General features: G+C 70.7%; 11 protein-coding genes. 7 read left to right on the top strand and 4 right to left on the bottom strand.

Annotated features, from left to right (window positions below; genetic code table 11):
- Positions 1–168 precede the first annotated feature (168 nt).
- From ACFVJS_RS06490 to ACFVJS_RS06475, 4 genes are all read left to right on the top strand, one after another.
- On the top strand, positions 169–2,466 hold the full coding sequence (locus ACFVJS_RS06490) for a hypothetical protein (protein WP_378878100.1): 2,298 nt from the start codon (positions 169–171) through the stop codon (positions 2,464–2,466).
- A gap of 120 nt (positions 2,467–2,586) precedes the next feature.
- Positions 2,587–3,210, top strand: a complete 624-nt coding sequence (locus ACFVJS_RS06485) for a hypothetical protein (protein WP_378878099.1) — start codon at positions 2,587–2,589, stop codon at positions 3,208–3,210.
- A 24-nt stretch (positions 3,211–3,234) separates the two neighbouring features.
- Positions 3,235–4,869, top strand: coding sequence for a hypothetical protein (locus ACFVJS_RS06480; protein ID WP_378878098.1), 1,635 nt, complete (start codon positions 3,235–3,237; stop codon positions 4,867–4,869).
- Between the two features lie 11 nt (positions 4,870–4,880).
- Complete coding sequence (locus ACFVJS_RS06475) at positions 4,881–5,768, top strand: glycosyltransferase family 2 protein (protein ID WP_378878097.1); 888 nt, start codon at positions 4,881–4,883, stop codon at positions 5,766–5,768.
- Between the two features lie 117 nt (positions 5,769–5,885).
- On the opposite strand, the gene ACFVJS_RS06470 is transcribed toward ACFVJS_RS06475, so the two are convergent.
- Together ACFVJS_RS06470 and ACFVJS_RS06465 are read right to left on the bottom strand one after the other, a co-directional pair.
- Positions 5,886–7,250: an O-antigen ligase family protein gene (locus ACFVJS_RS06470; protein ID WP_378878096.1), complete on the bottom strand. Its 1,365-nt coding sequence runs from the start codon at positions 7,248–7,250 to the stop codon at positions 5,886–5,888.
- A 2-nt stretch (positions 7,251–7,252) separates the two neighbouring features.
- Entirely contained in the window at positions 7,253–8,674 is a 1,422-nt protein-coding gene (locus ACFVJS_RS06465) for a polysaccharide biosynthesis tyrosine autokinase (protein ID WP_378878095.1), read from the bottom strand.
- Between the two features lie 275 nt (positions 8,675–8,949).
- On the opposite strand from ACFVJS_RS06465, the gene ACFVJS_RS06460 reads away from it, so the two are divergent.
- A complete protein-coding gene (locus ACFVJS_RS06460) occupies positions 8,950–9,654 on the top strand; it encodes a hypothetical protein (protein WP_378878094.1) in 705 nt (234 codons plus the stop codon).
- 36 nt (positions 9,655–9,690) lie between these two features.
- Complete coding sequence (locus tag ACFVJS_RS06455) at positions 9,691–10,473, top strand: siderophore-interacting protein (protein WP_378878093.1); 783 nt, start codon at positions 9,691–9,693, stop codon at positions 10,471–10,473.
- A 191-nt stretch (positions 10,474–10,664) separates the two neighbouring features.
- Here the strand turns inward: ACFVJS_RS06455 and ACFVJS_RS06450 are convergent, their stop codons facing one another.
- The gene (locus ACFVJS_RS06450) at positions 10,665–11,555 is read right to left on the bottom strand and encodes a M15 family metallopeptidase (protein ID WP_378878092.1); all 891 of its coding nucleotides are present in this window, start codon (positions 11,553–11,555) and stop codon (positions 10,665–10,667) included.
- Between the two features lie 60 nt (positions 11,556–11,615).
- On the opposite strand from ACFVJS_RS06450, the gene ACFVJS_RS06445 reads away from it, so the two are divergent.
- Positions 11,616–12,047, top strand: a complete 432-nt coding sequence (locus tag ACFVJS_RS06445; protein ID WP_378878090.1) for a MerR family transcriptional regulator — start codon at positions 11,616–11,618, stop codon at positions 12,045–12,047.
- Here ACFVJS_RS06445 and ACFVJS_RS06440 read toward each other — a convergent pair.
- On the bottom strand, positions 12,004–13,014 hold the full coding sequence (locus ACFVJS_RS06440) for an aldo/keto reductase (RefSeq protein ID WP_378878089.1): 1,011 nt from the start codon (positions 13,012–13,014) through the stop codon (positions 12,004–12,006). The two genes, ACFVJS_RS06445 and ACFVJS_RS06440, sit on opposite strands and share 44 nt — an antisense overlap.
- Positions 13,015–13,137: the final 123 nt, after the last annotated feature.

Genomic DNA, 13,137 nt, shown 5'->3' with positions numbered 1-13,137 from the left:
ACTGACGTGTCGGGAGTCTGCACCACGCAGTTTGCGCGGGTTGGGTGCCTGGGTCCAACACATACCCGATTCAGGGGATCGCAGCTGCGTTTCACGGGCGGATGGCTGTGGGTGTCCGCGACACTGCCGTGTCGCGGCCGAGGGAGCCGCCTTGTGCAGGGATGGATGATGACGCGGATTCGACGCCAGTGGCGCTTGATTGCGGCCGGGGCGGTCGCAGCTGTTCTCGGGGTGAGCAGCCTGGTCATGTCGGGAGGGGCGACGGCGGACACGGCTCCGGTCGACCCGGAGCTGCCGGAGACGGTCTCGGCCGACGTACTTCCGACGGTGCAGATCGACGGGGTCGCCTGGAAGCAGGTCATCGTCGGTGACACCGTCTACGTCGGCGGCAACTTCACCACGGCTCGCCCGGCGGGCGCCGCGGCCGGCACGAACGAGACCCCGCGCGCCAACATGCTGGCCTACCGGCTCTCCACGGGTGAGCTGATCCCGGGCTTCGCGCCGAGCTTCAACGGCCAGGTCAAGGACATGGCGCTCTCGCCCGACAAGTCCCTGCTCTACGTCGCCGGCAGCTTCACCCAGGTCAACGGGGTCAACCGTTACCGCGCTGCCGCGATCAACCTGGCCACCGGCGCGGTGACCAGCTTCCGGCCGATCTTCAACTCGACCACCAACGCGGTCGCGGCCACGTCCACCGCGGTCTTCTACGGCGGGGTCTTCACCTCGGCCGACAACACCGCGCGCACCAAGGTCGCCGCGGTCAGCCCCACCGACACCGGCACAGGTCTGCTGCCGATGAACCCGACCGTCTCCAACGGCTCCGTGCAGGACATCGTGGTCTCGCCCGACGGCGCCGACATCGTGATCGGTGGCAACTTCACCCGGGTCAACGGCTGGTCCAACCCCGGCTACGGCCTGGCCCGGATCAAGGTCGCGACCGGCGCCTCGATGTCGCTGCCGGTCAACTCCGAGGTCCGCAACGGTGGTTCCAACTCCGCCATCCTCTCCCTGGAGAGCGACGGCACCAGCTTCTACGGCACCGGCTACCACTACGGCAGCGGCGGCAACCTCGAAGGCTCCTTCAAGTCCGACTGGGCCACCGGCAAGCTGACCTGGCTCGAGGACTGTCACGGCGACACCTACTCGATCTGGCCGACCGCCAAGACCGTCTACCAGGCCAGCCACAAGCACTACTGCGGCAACTCCGGGGGCTTCCCGGAGACCAACCCGCGCAGCTTCCAGCACTCCACCGCGGTCACCCAGGCCGTACGCGGCACCAACACCCGCGACATCTACGGCTACCCCGACCACCCGGGCACCCCGCGGCCCGAGTTCCTCGAGTGGTACCCGAAGTGGACGCCCGGCACCTTCACCGGCGCCAACCAGGCCCCCTGGACGGTGACCGCCAACGCCGACTACGTCGTCTACGGCGGCGAGTTCCTCAAGGTCGACGGGGTCGCGCAACAGGGCCTGGTCCGCTTCGCGATCAAGACCATCGCGCCCAACAAGGTCGGTCCGGCCCTGTCCGGCGCGGACTTCGGGCTCACCGCGACCTCGCCCGCCGACGGCCAGGTCCGGCTGACCTGGCCCGGCAACGCCGACCGGGACAACGCGACCGTGACCTACAAGGTCTACCGGGCATCGGCCGACGCTCCGATCCACACCAAGGCCGTCACCGCGGCGTTCTGGAAGCAGACCACGCAGAGCTTCCTCGACACCGCGGCGCCGCCAGGCACCACCCAGAGCTACCGGGTCGTCGCAGAGGACGCCTTCGGCAACCAGTCGCCCACCGCGTGGGTCGCCGTCGACGTCGCCGGCGAGCCGGCACCGCCCGTCGAGGGCATCGTCGCCGCGGACACCTTCGGGCGTGCCGAGACGAGCGGCTGGGGGACGGCCGACACCGGCGGCGCCTGGGCCCGCACCGCCGGCACCGCCGGCAGCTTCTCGGTCTCCGAGGGTCGCGGCCGGCACGCGATCGCTCCCGGCGCGACCACCGAGTCCCGGCTCCAGGAGGTCTCGGCCGGCGACGTGGACGCGACCGTCAGCGTCGGAGTCTCCCGGCTCCCCGACGCTGGCTTCGTCTGGTCGATCCTCGGCGCCCGTGTCTCCGGCAGCGACCACTACGCCTCGCGACTCCGGTTCAACCCAGACGGCACCGTCGGCATCCACCTCGTACGCAGCGGCAGCCCGGTCGTCGGCGCCAACGCTGTCCCGGGACTCAGCGTCGCCCCCGGCGACCGGCTGAAGGTCCGCCTCCAGGTCACCGGCACCGCGCCGGCGACCGTGCGCACCAAGGTGTGGCCGGCCGGGTCGGCGGAGCCGTCGGGATGGACGTACGAGTTCTCCGACTCGACCGCGGCCAACCAGCTTCCCGGCGGGGTGATGCTGCGCGGCTACGGCTCCTCGACGATCGGTGCCACGCCTGTGGAGGTCAGCTACGACGATCTGAAGGTCATCGAGCCCTGACCGGCATACCCGATCTTGGGGAGTAGGCGAGCGGATCCCCCCGCGGGCGTCGGACTTGGGCTTGAATGCAACGTCTTCGAATCGATGTCTTTGTCCGACCCCGCCCGCGGAAGATCCCCCATGCTCAGTCAAGTCCCGCGATCGAGGATGTACGTCGCGGCAGCCGTCGCTGCCGTCGTCCTCGTGAGCGTCGCGGTCGTGCTCATCGTGCGCAACCCGTCCGGCCCGGCCACCGCCGGGTCGGACTCGACGGTGGCCGCCGCACCCTCTCCGACGGCGACCCCGTCGGAGGAGGAGTCCGTCTCCTCGTCCGACGAGGAGGAGACGGAGCCGGGGAAGCCATCGAACGGCAACCGCGCGGTCGGCCTGAAGGCCGAGGCGACCTCGGCCCCCGGCGTCACGGCACGGCTGGCCGAGATCGAATCCGTCCAGGCCACCGCGAGCCTGCCCGGCGAGGTCGGTGGTCCGGCGCTCGCGATCACCGTGAAGGTGAAGAACGAGACCGGGAAGAAGCTCGATCTGGCGCTCGGTGTCGTCAACGCCTACTACGGGCGCGAGCGCACCCCCGCGGTCAGCGTCGCCTCCGACGGCGAGGTGCCCTTCCCGGCCTCGGTCGCGGACGGCGAGTCGGCCACAGGCGTCTATGTCTTCCAGATCCCCGAGGAGGCCCGCCCCGTCCGCGTCGAGCTCGATCTGGGCAACGGCGCCGACGTGGTGGTCTTCAAGGGCCGTCCCCAGCGATAGACCTCCCCCACGATGAGAGATGTGATGAAGCCGATCCTGGCTGTGCTGGCGCTCGTGGCGACGAGCCTGACCCTGGCGACCTCCGCGACCTCCGCGTCCGCGGACACTGCGCCGACCGATCCTGATCTGCCGACGACGGTCTCTGCCGACGTACTTCCCACCGTGCAGATCAACGGCGTCGCCTGGAAGCAGGTGATCGTCGGCGACATCGTCTACGTCGGCGGCAACTTCACCTCGGCGCGTCCGGCGGGGGCCGCGGCCGGCACCAGTGAGTCGGCCCGGTCCCACATGCTGGCCTACCGGCTCTCGACGGGTGCGCTGATCACCGGCTTCGAGCCGAAGTTCAACGGCCAGGTCAAGGACATGGCGCTCTCGCCCGACAAGTCGACTCTCTACGTCGCGGGCAGCTTCACCCAGGTCGACGGCCTCAACCGCTACCGCGGCGCCGCGATCAACCTCTCGACCGGCAAGGTGACGAGCTTCCGGCCGATCTTCAACTCGACCACCAACGCGGTCGCGGCCACGTCCACCGCGGTCTTCTACGGCGGCGTGTTCACCTCCGCCGACAACACCGCGCGCACGAAGGTGGCCGCGGTCAAGCCCACCGACACCGGCACCGGTCTGCTGCCGATGAACCCGAAGGTCGCCGGCGGCAACGTCAACGACATCGTGGTCTCCTCCGACGGCACCAAGATCGTGATCGGCGGGGCGTTCACCAGCGTCAACGGCTCCTCCAACCCGGGCTACGGCCTGGCCCGGCTCGAGGTCTCCTCGGGGAGCTCGCTGGCGCTCCCGGTCAACTCCGAGATCCGCAACGGCGGCGCCGAGGCAGCGATCCTCTCGCTGGAGTCCGACGGCACCAGCTTCTACGGCAGCGGCTACAACTACGGCGGTGCCGGCAATCTCGAGGGCTCCTTCAAGGCCGACTGGGCCACCGGCAAGCTGACCTGGCTCGAGGACTGCCACGGCGACACCTACGCCGTCTGGCCGACCGCCAGCGTCGTCTACCAGGCCAGCCACAAGCACGGCTGCGACACCTCCGGCGGCTTCCCGGAGACCAAGCCGCGGGCCTGGTACCACTCCACCGCCACCACCCAGGACGTACGCGGCACCAACATCGCCGACGACAAGTACGGCTACCCCGACCACCCCGGCACCCCGCGACCGGAGTTCCTGGAGTGGTATCCTAAGTGGACCAACGGCACGTTCACCAGCGCCAAGCAGTCGACCTGGACCGTGACCGCCAACGCCAAGTACGTCCTGTTCGGCGGTGAGTTCCTGAAGGTCAACGGGGTCGCGCAGCAGGGTCTGGTCCGGTTCGCCGTCAAGGACATCGCGCCCAACAAGGTCGGTCCGACGCTGAAGGGCGCCAAGTGGGCGCTCACCGGCTCCTCGCCCTCCGCGGGCAAGGCCACGCTGAAGTGGCCGGGCAACCCCGACAAGGACAACGCCACGGTCACCTACAAGCTCTACCGCGGGTCGATCGACTCCACGCCGATCAAGACTGTCAAGGTCACGGCTCCGTTCTGGAAGCACGCCGCGATGACCTTCACCGACACCGGCCGCGCCAGCGGTTCGGCGCAGAGGTACAAGATCGAGGCCGTCGACCCGCTCGGCAACATCTCCCGCTCCGACTGGGTGACGGTCACGATCAAGTGATCTGGGTCTGCATGCTCACCTATCGGCGGCCCGAAGGGCTCGCCGAGGCGATCGGCATGCTCCGGGCCCAGCTCGACCTCGTCCCTGAGGCGCGGCTGCTCGTCGTCGACAACGACGAGCAGCCCAGCGCCGCCTCCGCGGTGGCGGGGGCGGCCGATGGAGACGTACGTGTGCGGTACGTGCATGAGCCGACCCCCGGCATCGCTGCCGCCCGCAACCGGGCGTTGGACGAGGCCGGTCCCGATGCTGTCGTCGTCTTCATCGACGATGACGAGCAGCCTTCGGAGAAGTGGCTGCCGACCCTGCTCGCGTGCTGGGAGGAGAGGGGCGCCGCGGCCGTGGTCGGGCCGGTGATCTCCCACTTCGAGGGGGCGCTGGACCCGTGGATCGAGGCGGGTGGCTTCTTCCGGCGCCTACGGCACCCGACCGGCACCGTCGTCACCACCGCGGCGACCAACAACCTCCTGCTCGACATGACTCAGGTCGGCGAGCTCCGCTTCGACCTCGGCTTCGGTCTCTCCGGTGGCTCCGACACCGTCTTCACCCGCACCCTGTCCGCCGCCGGCGGCCGGATCGTGTGGTGCGACGAGGCCCCGGTGCACGACCTGGTGCCCGCGGACCGGGCGACCCGGGAGTGGGTACGCGCCCGCGCCTCCCGCATCGGCAACTCCGACTCTCGGGTGCAGGTCCACCTCGCTCCTGCCGGCCGTCGCCCGATCGCTCGGCTGCGCGCCACGGCCCGCGGCCTCGTACGTGTCCTAGGGGGCTCCGCCCGCGTCGCCCTCGGCCGCCTGACCGGCTCGCAGCCCCACCACGCCCGCGGCACCCGCACCCTCCTTCGCGGTCTTGGCATGCTCCGCGGAGCCTGGGGTTCCCACGTCTCCGAGTACGCCCGCTAGCAACGCCGACCCGGCGCATCTGTCTCGCCGCAGATCGCCCAGTCGGCGCGTATGTCCCATATCCAGCTGCCGACTCGGCGCTGGTTGGCGGGACAGTTGCGCCGAGTCGATCCGTCTTCAGGAGCGCTGCGGACCCGCGGCGAGGTATCGGCGACGGGCGCGCCCGCCATCGTGGGCTTGGCGTTGCCGTGGCGGCTCCGACGTCCTCGCAGAGGACGGCGCCGGATCGGCTTCCTTGCGCTGCAGCAGGAACACCCCGAGCGCGAGCGCGAGCGGCGGCAGGGAGCTGATGATGGGGCCGAAGAAGAGGTTCCAGCCGAGCTGCAGGGCGAGGAAGATGCCGAGCGCGGTGCCGGTGCGGTGGGACATGCTGCGGCCCAGATAGATGGTGGCGAGCCACAGCAGCCACCCCGACAGCACCAGGCCGGCCAGGCCGAACCAGATCCACAGGTCGCCGATCAGCGAGTGCACCTCGATCCGGGTGCCGAACATGTAGTGCTCGACGTAGCCGTTGTCCGGGTCGTAGCCCAGGCGGGACATGCCTTGCTTCGCGGCCTGCATGTCGGTCGGCGTGGCCATGATGCCGGCGCCGTAGCCGAGGGGTTCGTGCAGCATCAGCGCCACCGTGGCTCCGATCTCGGGGCGGCCGCCGAGGATCAACGATCCGGCAGCCTGGGTCTGCTCCTGGGTGCGCTCCTGCGCCGACTGGCCGAGGTAGCCCTCCAGCGCGGCCCCTTCCAGCGCCCGGTAGAGCCCGAGGCCGAGCGCGCCGACCAGCACCAGCGAGAGCAGCGCGGAGGTGGTCCGCTTCGCCGTCCGCGGCCGGTGCTGCCACAGCAGCAGCACGGCGGTCATGATCAGGAACGCGCTCATCGAGCGGGCCCCCGACAGCGCGGTGACCGCGGTGAGAACCCCGAGGACGGTCATGTCCGCGAGGAGTCTCTTGCGGGGACGCCGCCGGATGAGCAGGCAGGCACCGAGCAGCAACATCGTCGAGGGCATCGCGAACCCGAACCGCCATGGTTCTTCGGCGAAGCGCGAGCCCATCGTCGCGGTCGTGAACGAGCCCAGCGCGTAGAGGCACACCACGGCCCCCGGCGAGAGCACGCGCTGCCCCCACAGGAGGGCTCCGACGCACATCGCGGCCGAGACGACCGGCATCAGCTCGAACAGCACGCCGGCCTCGGTCGGCGGGTGGGTCGCCGAGCGCCAGGTGTGGAGCGCGAGCGCGGAGAAGAGACAGGCGAGCAGCAGTACGCCACCCAGGACCGCGCCGCGGTAGCGGCCGGCCTCCCGGATCCAGATCGGGGCCAGGGCCGCGCCCATCAGCCCGCCCACGGTCAGGCCTCGGGCGAGAGTGAAGTCGGTGCCGGCCAGGAACGCCGCGGCTCCGGCCAGGAGCGCGGTCAGCACCTCCCAACCGGAGGCCTCGGCCCGCGCGGTCCGCCCGCCGCGGACCCGGACCGCCGTCACGACGGCCATGCTCAGCTCCCGGCGGCGGGGTAGCCCTGCTGACGCGGTTCCCGGGGACGTACGAAACCGGAGAGGAGGCGGGCGAACCAGCCCTGTTCCGGCTGGCCGTAGTAGGTGTGCGCGGCCGTGTCGCGGACCTGGTTGGCGACGATGCCGAGGCAGCGGGCGTCGACGGTCTCGAGGCTGTCGATGGCCTCCAGGACCTGGGGACGGTGGATGGTGCGGCAGTTGGCGACGACCAGGGCCCCGTCGGTCAGGCGGGACAGGATCGCGCCGTCGGCGACCGGAAGCAGCGGCGGGGAGTCGAGGATGACCACGTCGTAGCTCGCGCGCGCCTCCTCCAGCAGGTCGGCCATCCGCGGCGAGCCGATCAGCTGCGCCGGGTTGGGCGGGATCTCACCCATGGTGAGCACGTGCAGGTTGGCGTCGCCCCAGACCTGGACGACATCCTCGAGCTCGGCCTTCCCGATCAGCACCGTCGTCAGTCCGGCCGCGCCCTCGAGGCCGCAGTAGTCGGCGACCGCCGGTCGGCGCATGTCGGCGTCGACGAGCAGCACCCGCTGGCCCTGCTCGGCGATCGCCAGCGCCAGGTTGATCGACGTCGTCGACTTGCCCTCACCGCCGATCGAGGAGGTCACGACCATCGAGCGGACCGGCGAGGACGCGTCGAGGAACTGCAGGTTGGTCTGCAGTCGCCGGTAGGCCTCCGCGGCGACGTTGTGGGGATCGATGGCGGTCACCGCGCCCCGCGCGCGCCGCTGACCCCGCCGCCGGGGGATCGCCCCCAGGAGCCCGACGTCGGTGAGCTGCTCGATCTCGGCCGCGGTGCGGACCCGGGTGTCGAGGAGCGCGCGGACCACGGCGATCGCGACGCCGAGCCCGAAGCCGCCGGTGAAGCCGACCAGGGCGGCCAGCCGCGTACGCGGCGCGAACGCCTCCTCCGGCGGGTCGGCGCGGGCGACCACGGTCACCTCGACGGCGGACTTCTTGTTGGAGCTGGGGGAGAGGTTGGTGATCGTGGTGGTGAGCTCGTCGGCGACCGAGTTGGCCAGGTCGGAGGCGCCGGTGCTGGTCGTCGCCACCGCGTCGATCTCGATGATCACGGTGTCGAGCGGGTTCTCCGCGGTGATCTGCTCGGCCAGGGCCTTCGGGGTCGTGTCGAGGTCGAGGTCGTAGATGACCTGGTCGAGCACCACCGGCATCGTCGCCAGCTTGGCGTAGGACTGGACGATGTCCTGGGTGAAGGTCGAGCCCTGGACCAGCTCCTGGGTCGTCGCGCCGCGGGCGATCGAGACGAAGACGGTGCTCTGCGCGCGGTACTGCGGCGGGCTCGCGTGCGCCTGCGCGAAGACCGCGCTGGCGCCGAGGATCGCCAGCACGGCGACGATGTACCAGCGCTTTCGCAGGGCAGCGACATAGTCGCGCAGGTCCAACAGGTCACTCCGTCCGATGTCTGTGCCAGGCTGCTCGTCCGTGACTCATCCGCCGGCAGGCGGGTCCACACGGGGCCATTGCACATCCTCACCCGAAATCGAGGATGGCAGGGCCGGGTGTTCCGCTCGTTCCCCCAAATGGGGGATTGATCTCCCGTCGGTTCTCGGGGCCGTACGCCGACTGCGTAATGTCTGTTCGTCACGTTCGGGGGTTGGCTGCGTGGATGAGCGATTCCATGCTCCAGAATCGTTCGGCAACTCGAAGGTAGGCAGGGATGGACACCGCGACGATCCTGGTCGTCTGCACCGGGAACGTACGACGATCCCCGGCGATCGAGGCGATGCTCCGTGAGGGTGTCGGCCAGATCGGTGGGCTCGCGCGCCACGGCATCAACGTGATCTCGGCCGGCAGCGAGGCGCTCGAGGGCTACGAGATGGACCCGATGATCGCCTCCGAGGTGGCGCTCGCCGGCACCCGGCTGACCAGACACCAGGCCTACCCCCTCGACGTCGCCGACATCGAGAGCGCCGACCTGATCATCACCGCCGAGCGCTCCCACCGCAGCGAGGTCGCGCGGCTGGTGCCGTCGGCGGTCAAGCGCACCTTCACGCTCGTCGAGATCGCCGCGCTCAGCGACCTGCTGGGCCGCACCGCGCTGGGCGGGCCGGCGGGTTCGGACGCGGATGCGGCCACCCGGCTGCGTACGTTGGTCCAGCTCGCCCCGCTGCAGAAGGCTCGGCGCCGGGTCCGCCGACCGGCCGACGACGATCTCGCCGACCTGAAGAAGCGGTCACCCCGCGAGGCCCGGCGGCTCGTCACCGAGGCCCGAGGTCACGTCGAGACCCTGCTGAAGGTGCTGGAGCCGAGCCTGTCGCTGGTCAGCAAGCCGCAGCGGCCCGCTCCCACGATTCCCTCGCCCGCCGCTCCGGTCGAGACGACCCAGCCACGGTCCGTGCATTCGACCCGGTCGGCGGGTTGACCGCAGGGGGTTTGTCGCCAAGTTAGGGTTGCCTACATGAACCGTCCCGCGAAGCCCGAGACCGTCCTCGTCGTCACCGCCACCGAGCGGCTGAGTCCGACGATGATCCGGGTGAGCTTCCGCTCCGAGGACCTCGGCGCCTTCTCGTCGAGCGTGTTCACCGACCGCTACGTGAAGCTGGTCTTCCCGCACGAGGACGGCGAGGTGGTGCGCACCTACACCGCACTCAACCCCTCAGTCGAGAACGGCACGCTCGACATCGACTTCGTCGTCCACGGCACCGAGGGATACGCCGGCCCTTGGGCCGCTGCCGCCCAGCCCGGTGACACCCTCTCGGCGCGTGGGCCCGGCGGGGCCTACGCGCCCGACCCCACGGCCGACTGGCACCTGCTCGCCGGCGACGAGACCGCCCTGCCCGCCATCCGCGCGGCGCTGGGTGCCCTGCCCGCCGACGCCCGCGGCTACGCGATCATCGACGTACCGACCACCGGCCTCGAGCAGCCCCTCGACCACCCCGAGGGCGTCGAGGTGACCTGGCTGGTCACCGGCGGCCACACCCACCACGCCGCCGAGGACGCCGAGGGCCACGAGCAGCCCCTCGTCACCGCCGTCCGCGAGCTGCCCTGGCTCGAGGGCCGCGTCCACGCCTTCGTCCACGGCGAGGCCGCGGTCACCATGCACGGCATCCGCCCCTACCTCCTCGAGGAGCGCGGCGTCCCGAAGGCCGACCTCTCCATCTCCGGCTACTGGCGCCGCGGCCGCACCGAGGAGACCTTCCGCGAGTGGAAGCGCGAGCTCGCCGCCGCCGAGTCCGTCTGACCCCCGACTCGGCGCATCTGTCCCGCCGAAAGCGGTCGACCCGGCGCGTCTGTCCCGCCGAAAGCGGTCGACCCGGCGCGTCTGTCCCGCCGTAGGTCTGGGACAAACGCGCCGACTCGGCGCTGAATTGCGGGGCAGACGTGCCGAGTCGGTCGTTGATCTTGGGACAGTTGCGCCGAGTCGGCGGGGTCTCAGGTGCCGTTCTCGGAGAAGTGCTGGTAGTCCTTCAGCGAGTTCCAGTCGCCGCCCCATTCCCAGCCGATGTCGGCGAAGGCCCGCACGACCACGTCGTCCGGGTGGATCATCCCGGGCGCCTTCCGGGACCGGTTCAGATACCAGCGGGCGAGCTCGGGGATGACGCGGTCACCTTTGACGTATGGGTTCTGGAAGGTGTTGATGTCGATCGCCAGGCCGTAGGCGTGCTGAGAGAACGAGGTCTGACCCACCGACGGGCGGCAGACGAAGCCGCCGGTGCCGTTGCCGTCGCCGGTGGGCGGCGCGTCCAGGGCCGCCTTCGTGGTGATGTCCATCTGCTCGATCGGGAACCTCGCCTCGTAGAGGCGGCGGAAGACCCCGACGACGTCCTCGGCGACCCGGGCGTTGATCAGCATCTCCCCGGTGTGGCGGGCGCCGTCGAAGCCCCAGAACGTCATCCGGACCCAGGCCAGCTCCTGCCGCGAGACCGGACATCCCGGCACCCAGGTCGAGCGCGCGATCACGTCGTCGGGCGCGACGTCGACCTCGGCGGCGAACCCGCCGCCGGGCAGCATCGGCACGACGTCCGGCAGCGTCCACGCCCGGTGACGCAGCTCCGGCGGCGTCGGCCGCGCGATCCCGTAGCCCTGCGCGTCCTCCGGCAGCACCCGCGTCCCGAGCCACGGCGGCGGCACCGACCCCGGCTTCGGGGGAGCCGGAGAAGACGAAGGTACGTCGCTGGGCGACGGCTCAGCGGACACCGACGTCCCCGAGGAGTTGGTCGTCGGGCTCGGGGAGGACTCCGGTGACCCTCCGCACCCGCCTAGCACCAGCGTGAGGACCGTCAGGACGGCGACGGCCGGGCCGGCGGCGTACGTCCTCTTCACCCGTCCAACGTAGCCGAACCCGCTTGACTTCGAGTGTGCTCGAACCGGGACACTGGAGCCATGACGTCCCACGGACTCAGCATCGCCGAGGTGGCCGAGCGGACCGGCCTGACTGCTCACACGCTGCGCTACTACGAACGCGACGGGCTGATGCTCGACGTCGGCCGCAACGGCTCGGGCCACCGGGCCTACACCGAGGACGATCTCGGCTGGATCACGCTGATCACCCGGCTCCGCTCGACCGGCATGCCGATCCGGGAGATCCGGCGCTACGCCGAGATGGTCCGGTCCGGTGCGGGCAACGAGGCCGACCGGCTGGGTCTGCTGCGCGCCCACCGCGACCGGGTGCGCGCGCAGCTCGCCGAGACGGCCCGCCACCTGGAGGCGATCGAGTTCAAGGTCGACTACTACGAGGCGACCGTCGGGGGCTGCGACCCCGACGCGGAGCTCATCGCCCAGCAGCGTCGAGCCGAGCCCTCTGCTCCTCGCTGAGCTCCAGGTCCACCGCCGCCAGGCTCTCGTCGAGCTGGGCCACCGACGACGCCCCGACCAGCGGGATCACCGGGAGCGAGTCGCCGAGCATCCAGGCCAGCACGACCTGGTTGCGGGTCGCGCCGGTCTCCGCGGCGACCTCCTCGAGCACCGCCAGCCGGGCGGTCGTCCCCGGGTGGTCGTAGGCGCGGTCGAGCGGCTTGGCAGGATTCGTGTAGGCCCCGCTGAGCAGCGGCGTGTACGCCACCAGCGTCAGCCCCGGCGTGGCCCGCAGGTAGGCGAGCAGCGAGGCGTCGGCGACACCGATCTCGCCGTCGACGGAGAGCCGCCGGTCGGGGATGTCGGTGCGCATCCGCAGGTAGGTGTGGTGATACTGCAGCACGCTCGGCCGTGCCGCCTCCGGGTTGACTGCCCGCGCCCGCTCCACCTGCCAGGACCAGTGGTTGCTCAGCCCGAACTGGCCGATGACACCGTCCTTCACCAGAGCCGCGAACCCGGCGGCGTACTCCTCCAGCGGCACACCGTTCATGTCCGGCACGTGCGCGTAGTAGAGGTCGAGCCGCTCGACGCCGAGGCGCTCGCGGGAGCGGTCGGCCTGCTCGCGTACGTTCTCCGGGGCCAGCCCCTCCCAGCGCCGGTTGCGCTGGTTCTCCCAGCCGTTCTCGACGCGCTCGACGACGTCCGTCGGTCGCGCGCCGACCTTGGTGGAGATGACGAGCTCGTCACCGATGCCACGGTCGCGGCGCCACTGCCCGAGCGTGGTCTCGCTCTCGCCGCCCTGGGTGCCGTTGGCCCAGTAGGCGTAGTTGTTGGAGGTGTCGACGAAGGTGCCGCCGGCCTCGACGAAGCGGTCGAGGATGTCATAGGAGGTCGAGACGTCCGTGTCCGTGCCGAACCGCATCACGCCGAGCGCGAGCTTGCTGACGCGCCGGGAGCCGGCGCCTGATCCGATGGTCGTGTATCGCATGACCTCCACGCTCCGGCTTCGTGCGCGCTCGAAGTCAAACGTCTTTACGAGCGTCTCCTAGACTGGTGCCCGCAGGGGAGGCGCTGTCGGGGCTGCGGGAACGGCTGGCGGGAGCGCCGGGAC

This window comes from Nocardioides sp. NPDC057772, from assembly GCF_042798075.1.
Taxonomy (GTDB): Bacteria; Actinomycetota; Actinomycetes; order Propionibacteriales; family Nocardioidaceae; genus Nocardioides.
This window is presented reverse-complemented; position numbering and strand designations above follow the sequence as displayed.

What these genes read in the sequence shown, in the direction of transcription:
- ACFVJS_RS06490 (WP_378878100.1), top strand. Translation starts at nt 169, where the DNA reads ATGACGCGGATTCGACGCCAGTGGCGCTTGATTGCGGCCGGGGCGGTC.
- ACFVJS_RS06485 (WP_378878099.1), top strand. Translation starts at nt 2,587, where the DNA reads ATGCTCAGTCAAGTCCCGCGATCGAGGATGTACGTCGCGGCAGCCGTC.
- ACFVJS_RS06480 (WP_378878098.1), top strand. Translation starts at nt 3,235, where the DNA reads ATGAAGCCGATCCTGGCTGTGCTGGCGCTCGTGGCGACGAGCCTGACC.
- ACFVJS_RS06475 (WP_378878097.1), top strand. Translation starts at nt 4,881, where the DNA reads ATGCTCACCTATCGGCGGCCCGAAGGGCTCGCCGAGGCGATCGGCATG.
- ACFVJS_RS06470 (WP_378878096.1), bottom strand. Translation starts at nt 7,250, where the DNA reads ATGGCCGTCGTGACGGCGGTCCGGGTCCGCGGCGGGCGGACCGCGCGG.
- ACFVJS_RS06460 (WP_378878094.1), top strand. Translation starts at nt 8,950, where the DNA reads ATGGACACCGCGACGATCCTGGTCGTCTGCACCGGGAACGTACGACGA.
- ACFVJS_RS06455 (WP_378878093.1), top strand. Translation starts at nt 9,691, where the DNA reads ATGAACCGTCCCGCGAAGCCCGAGACCGTCCTCGTCGTCACCGCCACC.
- ACFVJS_RS06445 (WP_378878090.1), top strand. Translation starts at nt 11,616, where the DNA reads ATGACGTCCCACGGACTCAGCATCGCCGAGGTGGCCGAGCGGACCGGC.
- ACFVJS_RS06440 (WP_378878089.1), bottom strand. Translation starts at nt 13,014, where the DNA reads ATGCGATACACGACCATCGGATCAGGCGCCGGCTCCCGGCGCGTCAGC.